Below are 24,369 nucleotides of genomic sequence, written 5' to 3' on the forward strand. Positions count from 1 at the left end.
TGCTAATCATTATTACACGCTTTTATATTAATTAGATGCTATTAATGGATATGATGGCATTCATGGCTTTCGATTTGTAATACACTATTACGTACATTAAATTTTTCGGCTAATAATTGCTCTACCTTCATACGACACGCTTCATCATGTTTTTCAATCGTACAATGTTGTTTAAGGACAACGTGTGCGCCTACTACAATACCATTATATTTGCGCGTTACAGTGACGTTATGGACATTATGAACATGTTCCATATCTGTAATTTTACTTTCAATATCAGTAACTTTAGGAAGTTTCGCTTTATTTAGGCGTAAACCTTTTATACAACTAATTATGACCTTAATACCGGTGAATAATACGAAAGAAGCAATTAACATACTCGATAAAATATCGATTACAACCCAGCCTGTGAAATATATAAGAATACCGGCAACAAATGTCGATACGGTAGAAATCAGATCAAAGAATGAATGTAAAAATACCGCGTACACATTAATACTCGCTTTGCGGCCTTTATATAAAACCCATGCAGCAGCCCCATGAAATAAAAAACCAATAGCAGCAATAACCGACATTAAATAACTATTGATAGCCAGCTCATTTCCTTCATGTTGGTGTATATAGCGCTCACCACCTTCATACAAAATAATTAAACTGATTGCTAGGTATAAAAACCCGTTCACTAGGCCACCAAAAAGCTCTGCTCGTTGATGGCCATCGTTATAGGTTTTGGCAAAATGAATAGCGAGACTTGATGCTATCAGTGCGATGAATAACGAGCTATTGTGAACAAACAAATGCCCCGCATCAGCAAGAACCGCAAGCGAATTAGAATAATAAGCACCTATAACCTGAATTACCATAAACGAACACGTAATTGCTAGCGCAATGAGTAACCGACGACGAGAAGCTTGGTGTGTAGTGATTTCTGTCATGAAATGCTTGAATAACCTATACTTAAAATGCAAATAAGCCAAAGATGGCTTAGAGTAGAAATGGGTAATGATATACAGTATCAATTATAATACGTACTGCCCGCAAACGCACTAAAAACTTAGTAAATCAAAAAAAATGTGCTAATAGTTAGTAAAGAAAAAGAATTTAATTATGGCTTGAACACATGGAGAGTTGAGTGAGTAATAACCTATCAGAAGAAGCATGGCAAAACTTGGAGTTATTGCCGTTTTGTGTATTACTTTATAATGCCAATGAAGATATATTTAAAGTTAACAGCCAGGCACAGGACTTGTTTGACTTAAAAGACCAATCACATTTTTATAAAACTGATTTTTCACACATCACTTTAACCAATCATCACAATAAAAAAGATCTGTTTTTCGAGGAACTATTCTTTGATTATTTTACGGCAAATAACCAATGCCAGTTTATTTTATCGAAACAATCATCCAAATTGCTACTCAACGTAAAATTTGCAAATTTACCTAATTCAAACTCCATTATTATTATCGATATATTAAATAACAACGTGGATGAACAATATGATTTTGATAATATTATATCGAACATCTCAACTGACTTAATTGATATTCAAAATGACGATGTTGATAAGCATATCAACTATGCATTAAAAGCAGTCGGTACGGTTTGCAATGCCGATAGAAGTTATCTTTTTAAGTTTTCCGAAGATGGTAAAACTATTAATAACACTCACGAATGGGTCAATGATGGTATCAAAGCTTTTAAAGACGACTTACAAAACCTTTTAAAAAGCGACCTCCCTTATTTTTTTAGTTCGATGGCCCGTACCCACTTATTCAGAGTGAATGATGTATCGTTGCTCCCCATTCAAGCAATGAGCGAAAAAACGATTTTCCAGCGACAAGAAATAAAATCGGTACTTTGCATTGGTTTACGCTATGACAAAGAACTGGTTGGCTTTATTGGCTGTGATTGTGTTATTCAAAAGCGAGACTGGACAGATTTAGACCTTATTCGCCTAAGGTTAGTAGGTGAAATGCTTGCTAATGCTTTCAAAAATTTAAATTATAAGCAAGAGCTTCAACAAACTCAGCAGCAACTCATTAACGCCAACCAAAAACTCAATAAACAAGTCAATACTGATGGCCTTACAAACATTGCTAATAGGCGTTGTTTTGATCAGACTTTAAAATGCGAAATTAAGCGCTGTGCACGTAATAAGGAACCCATTAGTTTAATTATGTGTGATATTGATTTTTTTAAGCGTTATAACGATAACTATGGGCATCAGCTTGGCGATGAAGTGCTAAAGCGAGTGGCCAAAGCGCTACACAATATTTGTAAACGGGAAGGTGATCTAGCAGCTCGTTTCGGGGGGGAAGAATTTGCGATAGTTTTACCTGCAGTCGACACAGAACACTGTCAAAGGTTTGCTGTTCTTATTCAGGAAAAAATCGCAGAACTTGCAATTGAACATAACTTTTCAACTGTCAGTAAATACCTCACTTTAAGCATTGGGTTTTATAGTTTCATACCCAATCACAAAACAAAACCCAAAGAGGTTATAACTAACGCCGACATAGCCCTTTATAACGCAAAAGAAACAGGTAGAAATAAAATAGCTAGTTTTTAAAAACCGACTAAGGTGGCGCACTGCAGTGAGTTTTAGTGCTTTAAAGTTTGCTGTAGTGATAATCCATACACCTGAAATTATAAACAATCCAACTACTCAGTGATTTACGCGTAGTAAGCTAAGTAAGGCTCAAAAGTGAGCAACCAATTATCGCCGGTACTGAGGTTTTAGTAACTAAAAAAGAAGTGGGTGTTATGTGGGTTACGCCTAAAAGCTAATCATCACTGTAAATTACAAGTTACAGTAAAACGGGCGGCTCAAACTGCCCTTTTTTTATACCGGAGATCTGAAATACAGCGCCTTGTTCACCAACAGTATTATTAATCGCTTCATCAAATGCCGATGTCACAAGTAGTAACTCAGCATTTTCACCACCGAAGGCGGTGCACGTCGGTTTTAATGCACAAAGCTCTATTGTTTTAATTAGCTCACCGCTTGGGGATAAACACATAACACATCCCATTCCCCAAACAGCTAGCCACAAATTGCCTAATTTATCGGTTACGCAGCCATCGGGGTCAACATCAGTATTATTAAATTGATAAAAAACACGTGGCTCAGCGCAAGGTTCGCCAGTTTTCTCATCCAGATCTAATACATAAATGCAACTCGTTAAAGAGTCGCAGTAATAACCGCGTAAACGGGACTTATCAAAACACAATCCATTTGGGATACTCAAACCACTTACAACGGCTTTAAGCTGGTTTTTATAATAACGGTATATTTTACCATCCCCTTTTTTAGCATTTACATCCATTGTACTTAACCAAAAGCCACCCCATGGATCAGCACGGCCGTCGTTTGAACGTCGATTTAGCTGTGTATTTTCAATACTAAGGATAAGATGGCGAGTGCTTGAATTAATATGGTATTTGTATAATCCAGTACTTGTACCTAGCAATAAGTGCTGCTCATCAATCCACGCTATTGCACTGAGCGTATCGGGCATATTCACGGTTTTTAGTTGGCTTTTGCTGTGTATATTTTTGCTTAAAAGTAATTTTTTATTTATATCGACCCAAAAAAAAGTGTTCAGCATAGGATGCCAAAGAGGACTTTCTGCAAGCTGACTCTGTGTGCTTTCAAAAATGGTTACGCTAGGATCAAACATAAGTAGTTATTCTTTATTATTAACAAAGCCTTGTAATACTAAACCTTACCAGAAAGCAGTGAGTTTCGCGATGTGTACCCGGCTTTAATTTTTTATCATCTTCAGTAATCTCTATCGCATTTTTTAGACTGAGTTGATAACATCAAATTTCATAAAAAGGATTGGCCATGAACAACAATAATAAAAACACACTCGTCGTTGAAGGCGGTGCAATGCGCGGTATATTTGCCGCTGGTGTGCTTGATGAGTTTTTAAAACAGCAATACCAGCCATTTGAACGCTATTTTGGTGTTTCAGCTGGAGCAACTAATATAGCCGCATTTTTATGCAAACAACCAATGCGAAATTATAAAGTAATTACCGACTATTCATGTCGTCCTGAATTCATTAATTTAGCGCGCTTTATTAAAGGTGGTCATTTATTTGATTTAGACTGGTTATGGCAAGAAACTATTCGCGAAATACGCCTTCATACAGAGGTATTTGAACAAACTCCACACGAATTTTATATTGTATCTACGGCAATCGAGTCGGGCAAAGCACACTATTTAAAAGCCACCAGCGACGATATGGTGGATCAATTAAAAGCATCGTGCGCTATACCTATTGCATACCGTGACTACCCTATTATTAATGGCATAGCGATGACAGACGGCGGAGTTGCGGATTCAATTCCGGTAATAAAAGCGTACGAAATGGGCGCTCGCGAAATAACTGTTATTTTGTCTCAATGTTTAGGCTATCGTAAAAAGCCAAGTAAGGCACCTTGGCTTACTAAAAAAATGTATAAAAACTATCCTGCATTAGTTCAAGCGACCTTAGATAGGGCTAATTTTTATAATAAGTCTATCGATTTTATTATGAATCCACCAAATGACTGCAAAATCAATATTATTGCTCCACCAGCTAATTTTAAAGTTGGCCGAACCACTAAAAAGTTTGAAATACTTAATAGTGGTTACAATATGGGGATTGATGCTGCTAAGGCCTTTTTAGCTAAATAACTGCATTTTTCACCCTAATAATTGCGGCGCTTTACCCGCAATAACTGCAGTTAGTAACCCTGCTAACATAGCTCCTACAACGGTGCATATTGCACCGCCTAAAATACCATAAACACTCATAAAGCATATCAGCGCTAAACTAAATAGCAGTGTACTTAAAAAAGCTTTAGTAGGTATTGTGAGTGTGTTTTTGCGTATATTGAGCATCATTAATAATAGACTTACCATGGCAATTATAATTAGTAGTTCGTTCATGCGGGTTGTACCTCTGCTTGTAATTTTTGTGTGTTTTTTATTTTTAAGGCACCAAAAATACACGCGATACCCACCACCATAAAGCTTATATCTACTATCGCGGCAAGCGAGCTATTAAGGTTAATAACATTGCTCACGCCAAATATAATATTGAGCGGCAGCACCAAAGCAAGCGAAGCGCCGCATAGCAAAAGAGTCAGCTTAAAATAGTTTTTATAACCTACAGGCAATACACTTGAGAGTAACCATGCCAACCACGTATAAAAAAACACGGGTCCAAAAAAGCTATTTTGCGCCACACCAATAACGGTATAATTAAGTACAACTTGCAAAGGAAATAACACAAAGCTTGCTAATACCAAGCCTCCACAACTACCAATAATAAAACGATTCCAGCGTGCATATGCCTGCACACTCAGCGACGGGCTACTGCCACGTGTACGCTTTGCTAGCCACATCATCATGCCCGAAATAGGTAAAAGCGCAGTACTTAAGCCAAGCAATACCCAAAGTAATTTTACAAACACCCCTGCAAAGTTCCCAAAATGCAGCGGAAACATCAACTCAATTACTTTTATCGAAACACCGGAAATATCACCAAAACTACTCATCGACTGCACAAACTCACCATTGCCTTTATAATGCAGTAATTGAGAAGCAACTGCCTCGCCACCTAACAAACGCAAATACACCTGCGCATTCGCATCGTTATGCGCCATTATTGTGACATCCCTAATTATTGCTTCAGGGTAACGACTATGAACATTGTCTAAAATAGTGTCTATTTTTGTAGGTTGCTTAATGTGGCTAACTACCGGCTCAGGAATTGCGGTAAACGTTTCTATTAACTTATCTTGATCGCCACCAAAGCTCACAAACGCAGCAGCTGGTAATAAAATAACGGTCGCAAGCCCTAAAAATGATCCTGTAAAACCAATTACAATATTAAATACGCTGCCCCAAATACCTATGACCTTATGAGCATCGCTCACTGCAATATCTAATCCTTTATCTCGCCTAAACGTAAAGAGCTCTTTTATCAATTTACGATGAATAAACAAGCCTGTAACTGCACTTACTAAAAGTGTTAAACCTAAAAAACCAGTGAGAATTAACCCAATTGGTCGCCCTAAATGCAAATCTGCATGAAACTCACCTATGTAGGTTGGCGCATCTGTTTTTTTATTAGCGTAAAACTCTTTACTAGGCCCATAGTAAGTATTTTCCAGCGCCAAAGTATCCGGATGAAACTGGAATACTCTGGCCACCTCTTGGTCATAGTTTTCATCGCCATGATGGGATTCAAATACCAACGTTAATAAATGAAAGTTATGTCCACTTGGTAAAAACACATGAATGTTTTCACCAAATTCACTAGGCACCTGTTTATGGTATTCGTTTACTAGTCGATTAATTTGCGCGCTGGCAACGTGTTGGCTAGATTGTAGCTCTGGATTTGCCCATATTTTTAACTCAGGTCGCGACAGAACTGCTAACGCCCCACTAAATGCAACAATAAATAGCAGTACAGCAGTAATAATTCCTACCCAGCTATGTAATAAAAATAGCTTTTTTAAAGTAATCGACTTCATCCCTGCCCCTGCGTTAACGCCCAAAAACTCAATAAACCATGTAATACACACAGTGCAATCATTACAACAAACGGTTGCCATACCTTTTGCGCCAAATACGCATAAATAAACAACGCAGTCCAAATAACAGGAAAGAGTAAAATAGGCAGTAATATTTGTTCATTCATTTGAAACGGTAAATAAGTTGTCATACCCGGAATCATTATTACCGCAGTAATTAGCGCTAACACACATGCAATTAGGTGCCTTCGCCGTGTAGCTGTAAACGTTTTTTTATTATTCATTATTCGCTCATTAAATTTGCCCAAACATATACAAAACAGCATATGCAAATGATAACAATTGTTATTATATTGTGCATTTAACACTTAATGCAATTTATTAAACACATTAATTCTAAAAATACTGTTGGTTTGCTTTAAGAGCTTTTATGCTACGCCTCGCAATTTAGGTACGCAGTAATGCGTCATTTCAGTTAAGCCGAGTTCGGGCTTTTTAATTTTTCAGGAAGCAGTAAACCGTGGATATAATTAACGCGATTATTTTAGGTATTATTGAAGGTATAACAGAATTTTTACCCATATCATCAACTGGACACTTAATTGTAGCGTCAAAGTGGTTAGGCATTGAATCAACAGACACTAACCTCGCCTTCGAAGTCATTATCCAACTTGCCGCCATTTTAGCGGTACTAGCTAACTATAAAGATAAGTTCAGCCCTAAACATTTTAATTTATGGATTAAAGTTGCCATTGCATTTATTCCTTTGGGTATTATTGGTTTTATATTTAGTGATGTAATAAAAACACTGTTTAGCGTACCGGTAGTAGGTGTTATGTTTATTGTAGGCGGTGTGATTTTTTTACTATTAGAGCGCAGTTATAAAGAGACTCGCTGCACAACTACCGATGTAACCCAAGTTACTTATAAACAAGCTCTTTGGATTGGCGTAGCACAAGTATTTGCGTTAATTCCGGGAACTAGTCGTGCTGGGAGCTCTATTGTTGGTGCCATGTTGTGTGGTTTAAACCGAAAAACCAGCGCTGAATTTTCATTTTTACTTGGTTTACCCGTAATTGCAGCGGCCTCAGGGTACGACTTACTTAAACATTACCAACTGTTTAACTTAGATGACCTAACTGCCCTTGCTGTGGGCTTTTTAACGTCTTTTATAGTTGCTTATTTTACTATTAAACTATTCATACGCTTTCTAGAAAATTTCACTTTTGTTAGTTTTGGTCTTTACCGAATCGTATTTGGTGTTATTTTATTAACTAACCTGAATTCTGGTTAAGAGATTTAAAAACACTATAAATAATAACGATATTTAAGTCTGTTTCTCTCTAGCTAGAAATTTTTGGTGAAAACAAGGCGAATTTACGCGTCAATAGCTGGTCTATTGCAAGGAAATTCAACGCAGTTAGCGCTAAAAATAGCTGATTGAGATAGATTTATTATCCAGAACTCAGGTTAGCTATAGCCTACACATAAGAGAACATTATGAGCGAAAAAATAAACGAAGAAGCACTCCACGCCCTAAAAATAGCTTTTACTTACATGCCTAAAGCGATTGAAGTGACAAAGTATGAATATGGCGAGCGCTACCAAAGCGTACTTGATCACATTGAAGCTGTACGTGAAACACTGCTTATTAACGATGTAGACCCAGAGGAAGTAGGCGGCGATATCAACCCGCAATATACCCCAAATTCAACGTATTAAAAGTATACCGCTGAGTATTATATGCTCGGCGGCATGTTGCGCTATATACAAGGGCCTGTTTATCTTTCGAGGTTAAGTTTGCAGCAGACTGTTTGGTATTTAGGCAAGGCAGAGCCTATTTAGTGTGGTTATTCCCCATAAATAGGCGATAACGCAGCATAAATGCCAAACATGCGTTGCCCTTTGGGTTCTGCCTAGGGACAATTTTTAATCCTGAAAGGTCAACAGGCCCTACTACTATTAATAAACCACTAACTTAGTTCATAAAAACATAAGGTTATAAAATTTAATACGTATCAATTTTAGTTATTAGTAATTAAAACTGCTAAACTGGATTTTAAATTAATACCAATGCCCTTATTGGCCTATGTATTATATAAATTGAACAAAAGCTTACGGGGTGTTTTCTTTTGAATTTTTTACGATGTTTTCACGATATAGTTTCTAATCAATCTCTTGATTTTGAAAATAAAATTAATAAGCTCTTAGTGTTTGGGTTAGAGGTATTTGACCTTGAGCTAGGTATTATTAGTAAAGTAGATAAAAACAGCTACACCGTTTTATATGCCAAAACCCCTGACAACTCACTTTTACCCGGTACCGTGTTTGAATTACAAGGCACCTATTGCGTACATACGCTCGCTGCTGGCTCTGCACTTGCCTTTCATAAAGCATCTCAAAGTGCAATTGCAAACCACCCCTGTTATATAAACTTTCAGTTAGAGTCTTATATTGGCGCGCCAATAAAAATTGGTGATAAAATATTTGGCACCGTTAACTTTTCATCCGCAAAAGACTCCCTCGCTTTTAACGATGATGCTTATGACTACATCGAATTATTTGCACAATGGCTTGGATCGGAATTTGCTCGCACCCAAGCTAAAGAACAACTCATAAAAAATAGTAATACTTTATTAAAGTTAGAGCACGTTGCAAATATAGGTACATGGGAGGTTGATCTAGTCTCCGATAAAATTACCTGGAGCGAGCAAACCTACCTCATACATGAGGTGGATGAACAATTTCAACCGCAAATGAATTCTGCAATCGAGTTTTATAAAGAAGGTCCAAGTCGTGAAGGCATTACTCGCGCGGTAGAATTAGCCATAGAAAAAGGCAAAAAATGGAATCTAGAGCTTGAAATAGTAACCGCTAAAAATAAACACTTATGGGTGGCTACCTTTGGTGAGGCCGAATTTGATGAAAGCCGATGTGTCCGATTATTTGGCACCTGCCAAGATGTAACCGAATCGGTAATGCTCCGAGAAGAGCTTAAACAAAAGCAAGCTCAAGCAGAGCGCCTACTTGAAGACAGAAGCATGCTCTTTGCTAAAATCAGCCACGAGCTAAGAACACCGCTCAATGGTATTACAGGTATGCTTACAACATTAATCGACGAACATAGTGAAGAAGTGCGTGCCGAAAAAATTAAAATCGCACTTAGAAGCGCCGATATTTTACTCAGTATAATTAACGAAGTTCTCGACTTTTCAAAAATAAATCATGGTGAGCTAAAGCTAGAACCTACTGACTTTTTACTAAAAACAATTTTCTCCGATTTAACATCCTTATACACACCCTTATTTAAAAATACTCATGTTGCCCTACAAGTAGAAAATACGATTGATGATAATTGTTGGGCATTTAGTGACAACACACGCCTAAGCCAAATAACCTCTAACTTACTAAGCAATGCGCTGAAATTTACTGAGAATGGTTCAGTTACACTAAACACAAACCTTTCTAAAATAAAAAATAAACTAATTTTAAATATTGAAGTGTCTGATACCGGCCGCGGAATGAGTAAAAACTTTTTAGAATCACTGTTTTCTCCTTTTTCTCAAGAAATTGATGCTAAAAATTCAAAAGGTGGCACAGGTCTTGGCCTTGCAATAGTAAAAGAGCTTGTTGAATATATGGGCGGCAAAATAAAGGTAAAAAGCACACCAAATAAAGGCACTACGTTTTTGGTCAATATTCCTATTGAGCAAGGAACAGAACAAAAACAAGAAAGCCTTAAATCAACTTTAGATATTAATGGCAGTGAATTATCAGTGCTTGTAGTCGATGATAACGACATCAATCGGTTGGTACTTCATGCCTCTTTAGGCAAGCTTAATATTAAAGCAGACTCAGCAGTAGATGGCCAAGATGCAATATTAAAATGTCGTCAAAAGCATTATGACCTTATTTTTATGGACTGTATAATGCCCATCCTCGATGGATTTGAAGCAACTAAGCAACTTAGATCGGAAAACATCTGCTCGCATGAAAAAACTTACATAGTAGCAATAACAGCTAACACCTCATCACAAGACAAACTTGCCTGCAAACAAGCCGGTATGAATATGTTTATATCAAAACCGTTTAAACTCCCCATACTTGAAAGAGCAGTTATTAATGCGCTTGAGCATACCGTAAAAATCAGCTAGTTTTTACTGCACTGCCACTGGTAAAAAATAAGAACATAATTAGAACTATATTACTAACAGTGCTTATTGTTGCAGTATTTAAAGGCGTTTCCACTGGGCAATGGAGCTCATCAATAACAATAGTTATCGTATCAGGCGTATTGCTGTTAGTTACATTTATCAGTGCTAAGTCATCACGTGGATCATCTGCTTATACTGGCAGTGACTCAGCAGTTTCCTCTAGCAGTAGCTCATCGCATTCTCATACAAATTGTAGCGGCGGTGATTCTGGCGGTGGGTGCGATTAAATCGTGAGCTAATTCTTAAGCATTAAAAAAGCCGCCTTTGGAGAAGGGCGGCTTGGGTTAACAAACAGCTATGGGTGTAGCCTTGCTGTTATATCAAGAGAGTTTTTACTAATTACATTAAGCAGCGCTTTGATCTTGCTCGGTTTCATCGCTGTGGCGGATTAAATAATCAAATGCACCTAAACTTGCTGTTGCACCGCTGCCCATTGCAATAATAATTTGTTTAAACGGAGTATTGGTTGCATCTCCCGCGCCGTAAATTCCTGGTAATGAAGTTGCGCCTTTAGCATCAATCAGTATTTCACCAAATTTACTTAATTCAAGGTCGCTGTCTTTTAACCACTCAGTATTTGGTATTAAGCCTATTTGTACAAATATACCGGCAAGTTCAAGCTCTTTGCTCTCTCCCGACACTCTATCTGTGTACATTAAGCCAGTTACTTTTTTGCCATCACCAAGTACTTCGGTTGTTTGTGCACTTTTGATAATAGTAATATTTGCCATACTTTTAGCTTTACGAATAAGCACTTCATCAGCACGTAGTGTGTCTGCAAATTCAAGTACCGTAACGCTTTGCACAATATTGGCTAAATCGATTGCCGCTTCTATACCTGAATTACCACCACCAATTACAGCAACAGGTTTGCCTTTAAATAAAGGGCCGTCGCAATGTGGGCAATATGCCACACCGTGGCCACGATATTCTTGCTCCCCTGGTACGTTCATTTCGCGCCAGCGTGCACCTGTTGCAAGTACGAGCGACTTAGCTTTAAGTACTGCGCCATTTTCTAGTGTAATTTCGTAACCATTGTTATAACCAAGTGCCGCTGCACGCTGATTATGCATCACATCTACATTGTATTCTTTAACGTGCTCTTCAAGCTGAGCAACCAATTTAGGACCTTCAGTCGCTTTAATCGAAATAAAGTTTTCTATTGCTAATGTATCTGCAACTTGTCCACCAAATCTATCAGCCACAATGCCTGTATTTAACCCTTTTCGTGCTGAGTAAATTGCAGCCGACGCGCCCGCTGGGCCGCCACCAACTACAAGTACATCAAACTCGCCTTTTTCGCTTAGTGCTGCTGCTTGTTTAGCAGCCCCTTTGCTATCTACTTTATTAAGTATGTCAGTAAGGCTTAGTGCACCTTGGCTAAATGGTTCGCCATTTAAATATACAGCCGGTACAGCTAAAATATTTCGCTCTTCTACTTCATCTTGAAATAATGCGCCATCAATCATGGTCGCTTTAATATTGCTGTTTGTCGCTGCCATAGTATTAAGTGCTTGCACTACTTGCGGGCACGTTTGGCAACTTAAACTTATGTATACTTCAAAGTTCAGCTCTTGAGTAAGCGATTGTATTTGCTCAATGTCTTCGCTTTTAGCTTTACTTGCGTGTCCGCCAGTATGCAAAAGTGCTAACACTAAACTTGTGAATTCATGACCCATAGGTACGCCTGCAAACGTAACATGAGTGTTTTTAATAGGCGAATGTACAACCATTGACGGGCGACGTGCGCTTGTATCAGGATTGCTTATTACAGTAAATTTATCGCTTAGTGTGGCTAAATCATTTGCTAAGCTTTCTACTTCTGCTGATTTTTTGCTGTCATCCAAGGCAATAAGCAGCTCAACAGGTTGAGTAAGCGATTCGAAATGGCTTTTTAATTGATTTTTTATGTTGTTATCTAACATGGCTTAACCCTTTTAGGAAAATTTAAACAGCAAGCCTCCCATGCCAAATAATGCATGTGCTTAAACAAGTATATTGATATAGGAGGCACCAACAAACGAATGTTCGTTGATTTAAGGGCAGTTACCTGCCCTTATAGTAGGAATAAACCTATATTTAGATTTTACCAACTAAATCTAGTGAAGGTGCAAGTGTGTCTTCACCTGGCTGCCAAGATGCAGGGCAAACTTCACCATCGTGAGTTGCAATGTATTGTGCAGCTTGTACTTTACGAACTAGTTCTTTAGCGCTTCGGCCAATTCCTAAATCGTGAGTTTCGATTACTTTAATTTCGCCTTCTGGGTTCATTACAAATGTACCGCGAAGTGCTAAACCTTCTTCTTCAATCATTACACCAAAGCTACGTGTAATACGCCCTGTTGGGTCGCCAATCATTGGGTAAGTAATTTTACCGATAGTGTCTGACGTGTCGTGCCATGCTTTATGAGTAAAATGAGTGTCAGTAGATACTGAGTAAACTTCTACGCCCATTTCTTTAAGTTGTGCATAGTAATCTGCAAGGTCACCTAATTCGGTAGGACATACAAATGTAAAGTCTGCTGGGTAAAAGAAGAAGATAGACCATTTACCTAGAACATCTTTTTCAGACAATTCTACAAAGTCACCGTTGTGGTAAGCGGTTGCATTGAATGGTTGTAATTTTGTATTGATTAATGAAGTGCTCATGGTATTTCCTCATCTATATTTAATGTATTTAAAAAGTAATCAACGCTCTCGTTTAAAACGACCTTCTGCGTTGGCTTGGTTAATACAATAAGGCTAATGGATAATTAAATAAAATTGATTGTTTAGATTAAAACAATCGGTTTTTTGGATTGAACTATATAATCCCTGTTATCGTAAGCATTATTTGGATTGTAAACGCTGGCGAATTATTAAGACCGCTAATCGCAATACTGCTACAATAGCCCCGCTTCAGATAAGTCATTAAATATAAGGCACACCGTAATGGAAAAATTTGTTAACCATATACAGCTAGGTTACCTAGGCTTAATCCCGTTTTTAGGGTGTGTAGGTTGGCCGCTCATGTTTGGCAGTAATAGCCTTAACTTGGAGTTTTTTACTTTTTACAGTATCGCCATTTTAGCATTTATGGCGGGTAACTTATGGCGCGCCGGAGAGCAAACTTATAGCAATGCTATAAAAGCTGTTGCGCCTGTAATACCTATACCATTTTTATCATTTTTACCTGTTGAGTGGGCACTCGCTTGGTTAGGTGCTAGTTTTTGGCTAGTACTTTTATTTGAAAAAGCCACGCCGCAATGGCAAACCTATCATAAAGATTATCAAAAAATGCGCTTTGTACTTACCTCTGTTGTATTTGTTTGTCACATTTTGACTATTGGTATGGGTATTTACCCTAAATAGCAGCTGTAAACTTAAATATTGCGTGGTAATAAGGTAATATCCGCGCACTGCTATTTGAGGACACACCATGATTGACCAACTACGCCAACAACTCGACGAACTTGGCGAAAACTACGTAGAAAAAAACGCTGCATTTAAAATCAAAGTGATCCCATTTTTTTGTGCTATTCGCATTAAAAAAGATCATAAAAGCGAAGGTCGTTTAAGCTTTTATTCAAGTCAATTACTCGAAATATTTTTAGTCGTCTTATTTTTGCTATTCGGTTTAACACTGTACGATACAGATGCAGGATTTACTCACGGCCCTATTCATATTGCCTTTGCCATTTTAATTACCTTTAATCTTATTATTAAACAAATCGCTATTGAAGGGTTAAAAACCAGACTTGCGTTTCATCGTTTACTAGCAAAAGACTCACAAACAAATAGCGATATAAATAATACTGCTACAAACATAAACGCTAAATAAAATATGTATTTAAATCCTCAATGGCGAATACTCACCGTAGGCGATGGCGATTTATCGTTTTCGAACGCTATTTACACTCATCTATCGCCAAAAGCTTTGGTTGCATCCACTTACGATGACCAAACTACTATTGAGCAAAAATACCAGCGCAATGCACTTAGCAACTTAAAAGCGCATGACGTTGAGGTACTTAATAGTTTTGATGTAACAAACCATGCATGTTGGCAAGCTCTAAGTGAAAACCAGCACAGCTTTGATGTGGTTATTTTTCAGTTTCCGCTTATACCTGCATTTGTTGGCCGTGAAGCGTTTGAAAACAACACGCGCCAAACCAGCATGAACGTATTAAACCGCGCTTTACTGCACCAATTTATTAAATACGCTAACGAATACGCGCTTGATAAAAATGGGCCAATGCTTTGTTACATCACCTCAAAGGATGTAAAACCTTATCGAGAATGGAATATAGAGGGGAGTTTAAATAACGGTTTAACCGCAGATTATTTAGGCCAAATCCCATTTGATATTAGCCATTTTGAAGGTTATAAAATTCGTAATGTTGACCGCGACAAACACGTTAAAGACACAAGCGGCATAACTTACGTTTTCAGCCCAAAAAGTCTCGATAAACATACTAGCGAATTAAGCTCACGCCTTACAAAGCCTGCATACTTAACATCTAACCATTGCCCCCTATGCCGCGTTGGGCCTTATGTGGCAAGCGAGGACGAAGCCAAGCATCTAAACGCTAAAAAGCATCAGCAAATGCTACATCTTGAAAGCGATTGGCAACAATGGCTAAATGAGTTTTATCGCTAATTAATAGCCCTGCTATTGTTAATTCAATTATACGTTTTCGTGTTTAATTAAATCAGCCGCTTTTTCAGCAATCGCAATTACCGGCGCATTTGTGTTGCCGGTAATAATAGTAGGCATAATCGACGCATCAACTACGCGTAAGTTACTTACCCCGTGTACTCGTAAATTAGTATCTACTACTGCCATTGAGTCTTGCCCCATTTTACATGTCCCTACTGGGTGATATTCGGTATCTGCAGTTTGGCGTATAAACTCAATTAGCTGCTCATCATTATTTATATCAAGCGGGTAGAGCATTTTACCGCGTATGTTATCAAAAGTGTTGCTTTGCATAATAGCGAGTGTTTTTTTAAGACCAGCAAGCATTACAGTTAAATCATCTGGATGGCTTAAATAATTAGGGTCAATAAGCGGTGCACTACGCGAATTGTTATCAGCTAATGTAATAGTACCTCGGCTTTTGGGGCGCATAATACTGCTGTGTATACTGTAACCATGCCCAGTGTGTAATTTACGACTATGATCGTCCACCAACCCAATTACAAATTCTAGCTGCACATCGGGCGCTGGCGAGCCTTCAAACAATTTAATAAACGCGTGCGACTCTGCAAAATTACTGGTTAATCGCCCTTCTCGTTTACTAAACCAATTAACGCACCCTTTAAAAATACTGGCAATGCCTAGCGGGCTTATACCAAATGTGCCTTTATTTGTTTTTGATTTATAATGTGGCACTACCGTTAAGTGATCTTGTAAATTAGCGCCAACACCTTCAAGTACGTGCTGAACCTTAATGTTATGTGCGCTTAACTGCTCTTTTGGGCCAATACCTGAAAGCATTAATATTTGCGGCGAATTAATAGAGCCAGCACTAAGTATTACCTCTTTTTTAGCACGTAAATTAATAACCTCTTTATTACGCTCTATTTGCACGCCTTGCGCTATCTTATTGGTTATATTTATTTTATTAACGTGGCTATGGGTTAATACCGTTAAATTTGGGCGGTTTAAATGCGGTGTTAAATATGCTTTTGCTGCACTACAACGCTCGCCATTGTGCTGAGTTACCTGCGATAAACGTGCGCCGCTTTGCTCTTTACCATTTATATCGTCGCTTAAATTAACGCCCTGCTCAGCACAGGCATTTAAAAAATATTGGTTTACATTGCTTGGGTTACTTAGCTCTTGTATATGTAGCGGGCCTTTTATTCCGTGCAGCTCATTATTTATAAACGCTTTATTGTTCTCAGCTTTAATAAAGTACGGGAGTAAACTATCAAAATCCCATCCCGTGTTGCCATTAGCAGCCCATTGGTCGTAATCGTATTTGTTACCGCGAATATAAACCATTGCATTGGTAGAGCTTGACCCACCCAATACTTTGCCGCGCGGCACAAAACCACAGCGGTTATTAAGCTCTTTTTGTGGCACCGTATTGTAATGCCAGCTATTTATGCCATAAGGCACACTCGCTGCTATGCCAGCTGGCATTTGCACAAATGCACTTTTATCGCTGCCGCCAGCTTCAATTAAACACACACTGACATTTTTATCCTCAGACAATCGCGATGCCATAACGCAGCCGCCACTGCCTGCGCCAATCACAATGTAATCAAATGTTGTATTGTTCATGGTGTACCTTAATAAAAGTTTTAAACGGCCTTAACAGTAATAGTGCATAGAAAAACCCAATAAAACTTGATATTTTTAGACATCACTTATTTGGGGTTAACCATGAGCAGCCTAATCAGAGCCACGTCATTACAAGGTATAGACACGCTAATTAGCGAATTTGGCGGCGATCCGCATGAAATAATGCAAAGCTGTAATATTAGTAACGTTGACTTTAAAAATCTCGACAACCAATATTTACCTTATCGAGATTACTCTGAGCTTTTAGAATACTGTGCTTGTAAGTTCAATTGCTCTAGTTTTGGCCTTAAGCTCGCAAGTAGACAAAACTTTGATATTTTAGGACATATTGCAATAGCTGCCAAAAGTAGTACTAATTTAGGTGATGCACTTAATTGGGTTATTAAATACCTTCACTTACACAGCCCTGCACTTAGCTTAAACTCGCACCCTTTAGAGAATGATAAAAGCTTGTTTTTATCATTCGAAATTAATTTAAAACCATTACCGAACATTAACCAAGTGATTGAGCTAACCATTGGTTTGGCATTGGCTGTTATTAAAAAGCTGAGTAATAACCGCTGCAAACCAATTAATATATTTTTGCCAAAAAAGTTAAGTACTAATACTCGTGCCTATAACACTTACTTTGGTTGTAACGTTATAGAGCATCGCAACAGCGCTGGCATTGTAATCTCAAAAAGTGATTTAACTCTTGAGCTTGATCACCCTAAACTAAATAAAGTACAAGCAGCGTTAAACTTCTTGGCAAAAAACAAAGAACACACACAACCGTTGCCCAACCAAGTTAGTGCGCTAATTAGGCCTATGCTTCCTATTTATCAATGTAGTAACCAAACTATTTCAGCTGCGCTGGGTATGCACCCGCGTACTCTGCATCGAGAACTTATCAAACATAATACGAGTTTTGTAAAACTAAAAGATGCCACTCGCCGCGCTTTAGCTGCACACTATTTAGCGCAAAACCAATTTACAATCTCAACCATATCTGAGCTTTTAGGATATCAGGAACAAGCAACACTAAGTGTTAATGTTAAACGCTGGTTTGGATGTTCTCCTCGAGCATATAGAACTAAAAAAATGTTAAACTAAATACTCTTATTATTTTTATTTGAGCTAAGGAGTGAGCATGAACTTTGTTATTGTTGGCACCAATTTTATTAGCGACACATTGTTAGCCGCTGCAAATACGTTAAACGATTTTAATTTATATGGGGTGTGCTCGCGCGCAGTATCTAGCGGCGAAGCATTTTTAGCCAAACACCCACAAAATGCACAAGCAAAAATTTTCACCTCAATCGAGCAAGTTTGCCAAGATAAACATGTCGATGCTGTCTACATAGCCGCCCCTAATAGCTTACACAAACAATATGCCGTTATGTGTCTAGAAGCGGGTAAACATGTCCTTGGCGAAAAACCATCAGCTGCCAATTCTAAAGAGCTTGCAAGCATTATAGCTACAGCAAAAAAGCATCAGTGCCTTTACATGGAAGCCATGATGACCACTCACTTGCCTAACTATGAACAGCTACAACAGGCAATGGTAAAAATTGGCACACCACGTAAATATATTGGCCAGTACAGTCAATACTCATCGCGTTACGATAAGTATAAAAATGGAGAACGCCCAAACACATTTTTACCCGAGTTTGCAAATGGTGCTTTAGTTGATTTAGGGATTTACCCGCTGTATTTATTAATTGCACTTTGGGGGGCACCAAAAAGCGTGAGTGCCAGTGGCGTATTGCTCGATACTGGTGTAGATGGTGCGGGCGATGTATTACTAAACTATGCAGATAAACAAGCCGTTATTAGTTACTCCAAAATATCGCAAGGCGACAACATAACCGAAATACAAGGCGAGCTTGGGCGCATACGTATAGAAGCCGTATCGCAACTTAAAAAAGTGGAATTTATTGCTAATAATGGTGATGTAGAGATTATATCCCAGCCGTTTGATGAGCACTTTATGAAATACGAAGTTGAGCATTTCATGTCATTAGTGAAGCAAAATATCCTTGAGTCACCTGTTAATACGCACATTTTAGCCAGTAACGTAATGAGCGTTCTTGATGAAGCGCGCAAACAGCTTGGGGTTGTGTACCCTAGGGCGTGTTGACCTTTCGTGATTGATTTTGCAGCTGTATGTTTGGTTTTTAGGCAAGGCAGAGCCTATGTAGTGTGGTTATTTCCCATAAATAGGCGATAACGCAGCATAAATGCCAAACATGCGCTGCCCTTGGGTTCTTTCTAGGGACGATTAACTCTTTGTTGCTCGGTTTTTACTTAGCCCACTAGGTTACAAACCTCGCGCCGCGATTAAACCGTCCCTAGATTGAACAAACTTCAATCCACAAAGGTCAACACGCCCTAACGACTAATTAAATAAAATATGGGCGTTAACCAACGACAGCTAACGCCCAGAAGAAAGCTTAAATAGCTCTCGTACAACGACAGATTTTACAAAACACTTTAAAATAGCGATCCCCATCCATGGGCAATCAAATACTTCTACAACAAACTTAACACTGACAACCCAACTCGGTTTATTACCAATATTTATTACTCCATAACCTAAATCTAACCTAACACATAAAAACATTACCAATCAAGCTGGCCAATTACATTATTTTAAACTAAATTGGTAATACAAGAATACAACCGTTGGTGTATAGTGGTTTTTAACCCTAACATCGCGTTAGAATTTTGACATAATAGTGAATTTTAAGGTAACCTCTGATATTAACAGTTGGTTTTGACTTATAGGCCCCAGAGGCCATTATTCCTTAAGGTAATGAAGGTAAAGTATGGGTAATCGTCGCTTATTTTGGCGCATAGTTGATAAAATTGAGTCTTTAATAAATCAAGGCGAATTTTCTGCTGGGAGTCGTTTACCACCTGAACGTGAACTTGCAGAAATGTTTGATGTAAGCCGCCCTACCATTAGAGAAGCTATTATCGCATTAGAAGTACGTGGCCGAGTTGAAGTTAAAACTGGCTCTGGTGTTTACGTAGTAGAACAAAAAAATGCATCTATAAAATCAAAAGAGATCAGTGCATTTGAACTTACTCAAGCTCGCGCATTAATTGAAGGCGAAATTGCCGCTTTAGCTGCTCAAAGCATTACAGAAGAAGAACTAGAGCAACTAAATAAAACATTAATTGCCATGCAAAAAGGCCTTTATGTTGAGCAAGCCGACCGTGAGTTCCACGAAATTATAGCTAGAGCAACGCGCAATAAAGCACTTGAATTTGCAGTGTCTAACTTGTGGGATTTACGTTTAACAAACCCACAAATTGTTGCTGACTATGGCAGTGTGTGTAAAAACAATGACGAGTGCGTTATGGATGAACACACCGCTATTTATACAGCCCTAAAGTCGCATGATGCAAATGCAGCACGTACTGCAATGCATAAACATTTTAACCGCTTAATTAATGCTTTATTTGACGCTGTAGAATCGCGCGCACTTGAAGAAATTAAACGCAAAAATGATGAAAAACGAGGTCTTTACTCGCTTGATGGCTTAGTTAATAAAAGTGCCCACTAAGGCCTTTTAACCAACTGATTAAAGTTAGCAAACGCCTGTTTGCTAACTTTACCTCTTACTTTATTTACCTGCCCTATTTAATATACTTTTAATTGCGCTATTTTTGGTCGCAAACACTTACCTATAAATTAAAAAAAAGATACTATGCCGCCATTAATATCGGGCGGGTTTAGCTTTTATACTCCCTGCATTACATAACTAATTGATAGAGTTACTCAACTCAAGGATTAAAATGCAAGCATCTTCAAAAAGTTATTTACTGGCTATCGTGTGTGTACTGCTTGCCATGATGACCATTCAAACGGGCGCGTCATTTGCAAAGCAGCTTTTTCCTATTGTTGGCCCTGAGGGTACGACGGCCCTTAGGCTTGGTTTTTCTGCCTTTATACTTTGCTTAGTGTTTAAACCTTGGAAACACTTACCCACTACGGGTAATCGTATTCCTATAATTGTGTATGGTTTAAGTTTAGGCGGCATGAACATTTTGTTTTATTACGCTATTGAACGCATTCCACTAGGCATTGGTGTAGCACTTGAATTTACAGGCCCGCTTGCTGTTGCCTTATTTTCATCTCGCCGCAAACGTGATTTATTTTGGGTTGCCTGTGCTATTGCTGGTATTTTGCTTCTGCTTCCTGATATGAGCGGCCAAGATAGCCTTGATCCATTAGGTGTAGCGCTTGCGCTTGGTGCTGGCGCGTGTTGGGCAGGTTATATATTATTTGGTAAAAAAACCGGCACACAAAGTTCTGGTGGAGCCACTGTCGCATTGGGCATGACTGTTGCCGCTATAGTGCTAGTGCCTTACGGCGGCATTATGCAAAGCCCCGCGTTTACATGGGAAATTATCCCACTGGGTATTGGTATTGCTATTTTATCAAGCGCACTGCCTTACACACTTGAAATGGTTGCACTGCGTAACATGCCTTCACAAGGGTTTAGCGTAATGATGAGTTTAGAGCCTGCAATAGCTTCGCTCGCAGGGTTTATTATACTGGGTGAATTGCTTACTTTGTGGCAGTGGCTCGCTATTTTGCTTGTAATTATTGCATCTGTTGGTAGCTCGTTTTCAAACGCAAAAAAACAGGCTACTTAGTTAACTACCAAACTAACCTAAACAACACAATAAAGTCACCATACAACATGGTGACTTTATTGTGTTGTATCCGGTAATTTTTTAACTCACAGCCTTACTTTGCTTTTTAGTTGTAACCAAATAACCAATCAACGAAATAAGCGGCATACCCGTAGCCACCAGTGCAATACCAGTCCAACCACCCACTTCATATAATGGGCTGGCAATAAGCGAGCCTACTGCGCCACCTACAAATATGCTAGTCATATAAATAGCGTTTAAACGCGCACGGCTTTGTGGTTCTAGTGCGTACACTGCACGTTGACCCAATACCATATTGGCCTGCACAGAAAAATCAATAAACACACCGGTTAATGCCAATACTATAATGCCGTAAGGTAACTCAAATAAGCTTGGTAAAAAGCACAGTGCTGCAATGAGTTTGGCCAGTAACGATAACTGATGCGTATAGCCCTTATCAGCCAAACGCCCAACAATGGGAGCTGCTACAGCACCTGCGGCGCCCACTAGTGCAAACAATGCTATTTCTGATTGGGATAAACCATACTCACGGGCAAGCACAACCGGTACACTCGTCCAAAATAAACTGAACGATGCAAACATTAACGCTTGAAAAAGTGAACGTTGGCGTAGCACTGGCTGGCTTATCATTAATTGTTTCAGCGATTTTAATAACTTAAAATACGTTGTTTTATGGGTTGGTTGCCTACTTGGAATAGCAAAATAAATTACAGCAGCAATAAACACCATACACCCTGCTGCAAAGTAAAATACAGCGCGCCAACCAAAGTGATCGGCTATTAAGCTCGATATAGGTCTTGCTAGCAAAATACCTAACAACAAACCCGCCATAATATTACCAAGAACTTGTCCGCGTTTTTCGTCAGACGATAAATGCGCAGCAAGTGGAATAAGCACCTGAACAGAAACCGAACTTATACCTATCATCAAACACAAAATAAGCATTACATTAGGTGAATCAGCAAGTGCCGTACCCACTAAACTCAAAAACGACACACCAAGAGTGACCAACATAAGCTTTTTATTTTCAACTAAATCAGCTAGTGGTACTAAAAAAAACAACCCCAAAGCGTAGCCTATTTGTGTAAGCGATACGATAAGGCTAGCACTGCGTGAACTTAATCCAACTTCTGGGGCAAGTAACTCAATAATAGGTTGAGCGTAATAAATATTGGCAACAATAAGACCGCAACACAAAGCAATAATAGTAACGAGTGTATTGCTAAGAGGTTGCGCTGAAACGCCTGTTTGGGTCATGTGTGTCTCTACTTTATAAAAATAATAAAACCCAACCCGCAAACGCGGGTTGGGTTTCTACAAAAAAACTAAACTTTATTTTATTGGTGATGGCTGCCCATGTGGGCTTGAGCGTAAATACTGTTTAGGTGCAGTTACTGTAGCGCCAAGCTCTGCAGCTGCATGCCACGGCCAGTGCGGGTTATATAAAATACCACGCGCTAGTGCTACGCCATCGGCTTGCTGCTCACTAATAATATCTTCGGCTTGTTGCGCCTGTGTAATTAAACCCACCGCTATAACAGGCATTTTAACCGCTTCTTTGATGGCTGTTGCAAACGGTACCTGAAAATTAGGTTTTACTGGTATTTGTTGCTCAGGGCTTAAACCCGCCGTACTTACATGAATAAAATCACAACCTAGTTCATCAAGCGCTTTACTAAGCACTATCGATTGCTCTAAATCCCAACCGCCTTCAACCCAATCGGTTGCCGAAATACGCACACCTACCGCTTTATTACTGGGGAATACCGCTCTTACCGCTTTAAACACATCAAGCAATAAGCGCATTCTGTTTTCTAGGCTGCCACCGTAGTTGTCATCGCGCTTGTTTGAAAGTGGCGACAAAAATTGATGTAACAGGTAACCGTGCGCACCATGTAGCTCGATTAAATCAAGGCCGAGTTCATCAGCGCGTTTAGCTGCACTTACAAAATCTTTAATTAGTGAATCTATGTCAGATTGGCTCATTGCTTTTGGCACTGGGCTGTTAGCGTCGTACGCAATTGCCGAAGGTGCAAGCGTTTGCCAGCCATTTACATCATCAGGTGCAATGGCATCACCACCGTCCCATGGTTTTTCAGTTGATGCTTTGCGCCCAGCATGCGCTAACTGAATACCAATAGGCATAGGGCTGTATTGCCTTACTGCTTTTAGGCTTTTGTCTAGTGCTTGTTGAGTTTCGTTATTCCAAAGCCCTAAATCGCCGTAGCTAATACGCCCTTCTGGGTTAACAGCTGTTGCTTCTAAAATAAGTAATCCTGCACCACTTAAACTCAATTGGCCCAAATGAATAGTATGCCAATCGCTAGCAGCGCCATTGTTTGCTGAATACTGGCACATGGGTGCAATAATAATACGGTTATCTAACGTTACTTTCCCAAGTGATAAAGGCGAAAATAGTTGGCTCATTGTTAATCCTTAAAAACACGCACAAAAAAGTGCGGACAAAACAAAAAAAAGAATACGAAGCGGCAATCAAACACGCTCACTCAATAACTTACACAGTTATTTATAATTCCGACTTAACACTCTTAATGGGGATAAAAACATACTTTAATAGTGCTGATAAAAGCATAACTAATGACATTATAAACTATCAATTTTAATGTAATAATTTGTTTAACGAGCACATCATAAAGCCAT

Annotated in this window: 22 protein-coding genes; 12 read left to right on the forward strand and 10 right to left on the reverse strand. The window is 38.8% G+C overall.

The annotated features are described in order from the left end of the window. Nucleotides 1–41 precede the first annotated feature (41 nt). Nucleotides 42–935, reverse strand: coding sequence for a cation diffusion facilitator family transporter (locus H5115_RS01950; RefSeq protein WP_002960617.1), 894 nt, complete (start codon nucleotides 933–935; stop codon nucleotides 42–44). 197 nt (nucleotides 936–1,132) lie between these two features. Here H5115_RS01950 and H5115_RS01955 point away from each other — a divergent pair, with 197 nt between their 5' ends. Further along, on the forward strand, nucleotides 1,133–2,572 hold the full coding sequence (locus H5115_RS01955) for a diguanylate cyclase domain-containing protein (RefSeq protein ID WP_182753355.1): 1,440 nt from the start codon (nucleotides 1,133–1,135) through the stop codon (nucleotides 2,570–2,572). A 238-nt stretch (nucleotides 2,573–2,810) separates the two neighbouring features. On the opposite strand, the gene H5115_RS01960 is transcribed toward H5115_RS01955, so the two are convergent. Further along, nucleotides 2,811–3,683 (reverse strand): SMP-30/gluconolactonase/LRE family protein, encoded by an 873-nt coding sequence (locus H5115_RS01960; RefSeq protein WP_182753356.1) that lies wholly within the window; start codon nucleotides 3,681–3,683, stop codon nucleotides 2,811–2,813. A 167-nt stretch (nucleotides 3,684–3,850) separates the two neighbouring features. On the opposite strand from H5115_RS01960, the gene H5115_RS01965 reads away from it, so the two are divergent. After that, on the forward strand, nucleotides 3,851–4,687 hold the full coding sequence (locus H5115_RS01965) for a patatin family protein (RefSeq protein WP_182671080.1): 837 nt from the start codon (nucleotides 3,851–3,853) through the stop codon (nucleotides 4,685–4,687). Between the two features lie 9 nt (nucleotides 4,688–4,696). Here H5115_RS01965 and H5115_RS01970 read toward each other — a convergent pair whose 3' ends face one another. The 3 genes from H5115_RS01970 to H5115_RS01980 are packed head-to-tail and all read right to left on the reverse strand — an operon-like array spanning nucleotide 4,697 to nucleotide 6,818. Next, entirely contained in the window at nucleotides 4,697–4,942 is a 246-nt protein-coding gene (locus H5115_RS01970) for a hypothetical protein (protein WP_024597364.1), read from the reverse strand. Further along, the gene (locus H5115_RS01975) at nucleotides 4,939–6,534 is read right to left on the reverse strand and encodes a PepSY domain-containing protein (protein ID WP_182671079.1); all 1,596 of its coding nucleotides are present in this window, start codon (nucleotides 6,532–6,534) and stop codon (nucleotides 4,939–4,941) included. The genes H5115_RS01970 and H5115_RS01975 overlap by 4 nt, the downstream gene beginning before the upstream one ends. Beyond that, nucleotides 6,531–6,818, reverse strand: coding sequence for a hypothetical protein (locus tag H5115_RS01980; protein ID WP_024597366.1), 288 nt, complete (start codon nucleotides 6,816–6,818; stop codon nucleotides 6,531–6,533). Before H5115_RS01980 ends, H5115_RS01975 begins: the two co-directional genes overlap by 4 nt. A gap of 236 nt (nucleotides 6,819–7,054) precedes the next feature. On the opposite strand from H5115_RS01980, the gene H5115_RS01985 reads away from it, so the two are divergent. The 3 genes from H5115_RS01985 (at nucleotide 7,055) to H5115_RS01995 (ending at nucleotide 10,688) form a co-directional block, all read left to right on the forward strand. Next, complete coding sequence (locus tag H5115_RS01985; protein ID WP_182753357.1) at nucleotides 7,055–7,828, forward strand: undecaprenyl-diphosphate phosphatase; 774 nt, start codon at nucleotides 7,055–7,057, stop codon at nucleotides 7,826–7,828. 206 nt (nucleotides 7,829–8,034) lie between these two features. Continuing rightward, entirely contained in the window at nucleotides 8,035–8,256 is a 222-nt protein-coding gene (locus H5115_RS01990) for a hypothetical protein (RefSeq protein WP_007581825.1), read from the forward strand. A 410-nt stretch (nucleotides 8,257–8,666) separates the two neighbouring features. Beyond that, on the forward strand, nucleotides 8,667–10,688 hold the full coding sequence (locus H5115_RS01995; protein ID WP_182753358.1) for an ATP-binding protein: 2,022 nt from the start codon (nucleotides 8,667–8,669) through the stop codon (nucleotides 10,686–10,688). Nucleotides 10,689–11,092: 404 nt separating this feature from the next. Here the strand turns inward: H5115_RS01995 and ahpF are convergent, their stop codons facing one another. Together ahpF and ahpC are read right to left on the reverse strand one after the other, a co-directional pair. Continuing rightward, complete coding sequence (ahpF, locus tag H5115_RS02000) at nucleotides 11,093–12,673, reverse strand: alkyl hydroperoxide reductase subunit F (protein ID WP_182753360.1); 1,581 nt, start codon at nucleotides 12,671–12,673, stop codon at nucleotides 11,093–11,095. A gap of 154 nt (nucleotides 12,674–12,827) precedes the next feature. Beyond that, on the reverse strand, nucleotides 12,828–13,397 hold the full coding sequence (ahpC, locus tag H5115_RS02005) for an alkyl hydroperoxide reductase subunit C (RefSeq protein ID WP_182753362.1): 570 nt from the start codon (nucleotides 13,395–13,397) through the stop codon (nucleotides 12,828–12,830). 282 nt (nucleotides 13,398–13,679) lie between these two features. Between ahpC and H5115_RS02010 the strand changes: the two genes are divergently transcribed. The 3 genes from H5115_RS02010 to H5115_RS02020 all read left to right on the forward strand — a co-directional run bounded on the left by H5115_RS02010 (nucleotide 13,680) and on the right by H5115_RS02020 (nucleotide 15,387). Then, on the forward strand, nucleotides 13,680–14,099 hold the full coding sequence (locus tag H5115_RS02010; RefSeq protein ID WP_182671073.1) for a DUF3429 domain-containing protein: 420 nt from the start codon (nucleotides 13,680–13,682) through the stop codon (nucleotides 14,097–14,099). Nucleotides 14,100–14,166: 67 nt separating this feature from the next. Next, nucleotides 14,167–14,568 carry a hypothetical protein gene (locus H5115_RS02015; RefSeq protein WP_002960599.1) on the forward strand — a complete coding sequence of 134 codons (402 nt, stop codon included), beginning with the start codon at nucleotides 14,167–14,169 and terminating at the stop codon, nucleotides 14,566–14,568. 3 nt (nucleotides 14,569–14,571) lie between these two features. Next, nucleotides 14,572–15,387, forward strand: coding sequence for a class I SAM-dependent methyltransferase (locus H5115_RS02020; protein ID WP_182753364.1), 816 nt, complete (start codon nucleotides 14,572–14,574; stop codon nucleotides 15,385–15,387). 27 nt (nucleotides 15,388–15,414) lie between these two features. On the opposite strand, the gene H5115_RS02025 is transcribed toward H5115_RS02020, so the two are convergent. Then, nucleotides 15,415–17,019: a GMC family oxidoreductase gene (locus H5115_RS02025; RefSeq protein ID WP_182753366.1), complete on the reverse strand. Its 1,605-nt coding sequence runs from the start codon at nucleotides 17,017–17,019 to the stop codon at nucleotides 15,415–15,417. Nucleotides 17,020–17,121: 102 nt separating this feature from the next. Here H5115_RS02025 and H5115_RS02030 point away from each other — a divergent pair, with 102 nt between their 5' ends. From H5115_RS02030 to H5115_RS02045, 4 genes are all read left to right on the forward strand, one after another. Continuing rightward, nucleotides 17,122–18,132 carry an AraC family transcriptional regulator gene (locus H5115_RS02030; protein WP_182753368.1) on the forward strand — a complete coding sequence of 337 codons (1,011 nt, stop codon included), beginning with the start codon at nucleotides 17,122–17,124 and terminating at the stop codon, nucleotides 18,130–18,132. Between the two features lie 37 nt (nucleotides 18,133–18,169). After that, complete coding sequence (locus tag H5115_RS02035; RefSeq protein ID WP_182753370.1) at nucleotides 18,170–19,159, forward strand: Gfo/Idh/MocA family protein; 990 nt, start codon at nucleotides 18,170–18,172, stop codon at nucleotides 19,157–19,159. Between the two features lie 688 nt (nucleotides 19,160–19,847). Further along, nucleotides 19,848–20,591 (forward strand): FadR/GntR family transcriptional regulator, encoded by a 744-nt coding sequence (locus H5115_RS02040; RefSeq protein WP_182671067.1) that lies wholly within the window; start codon nucleotides 19,848–19,850, stop codon nucleotides 20,589–20,591. 232 nt (nucleotides 20,592–20,823) lie between these two features. Next, entirely contained in the window at nucleotides 20,824–21,687 is an 864-nt protein-coding gene (locus tag H5115_RS02045) for a DMT family transporter (RefSeq protein ID WP_182681551.1), read from the forward strand. 81 nt (nucleotides 21,688–21,768) lie between these two features. On the opposite strand, the gene H5115_RS02050 is transcribed toward H5115_RS02045, so the two are convergent. Both H5115_RS02050 and H5115_RS02055 read right to left on the reverse strand, forming a co-directional pair. After that, a complete protein-coding gene (locus H5115_RS02050; protein ID WP_182681550.1) occupies nucleotides 21,769–22,965 on the reverse strand; it encodes an MFS transporter in 1,197 nt (398 codons plus the stop codon). A 75-nt stretch (nucleotides 22,966–23,040) separates the two neighbouring features. Beyond that, on the reverse strand, nucleotides 23,041–24,135 hold the full coding sequence (locus H5115_RS02055) for an NADH:flavin oxidoreductase/NADH oxidase (protein WP_182753372.1): 1,095 nt from the start codon (nucleotides 24,133–24,135) through the stop codon (nucleotides 23,041–23,043). Nucleotides 24,136–24,369 lie beyond the last annotated feature (234 nt).

Origin of the sequence: Pseudoalteromonas sp. SR44-2, assembly GCF_014163745.1 — a bacterium.
Classification (GTDB): domain Bacteria; phylum Pseudomonadota; class Gammaproteobacteria; order Enterobacterales; family Alteromonadaceae; genus Pseudoalteromonas; species Pseudoalteromonas distincta.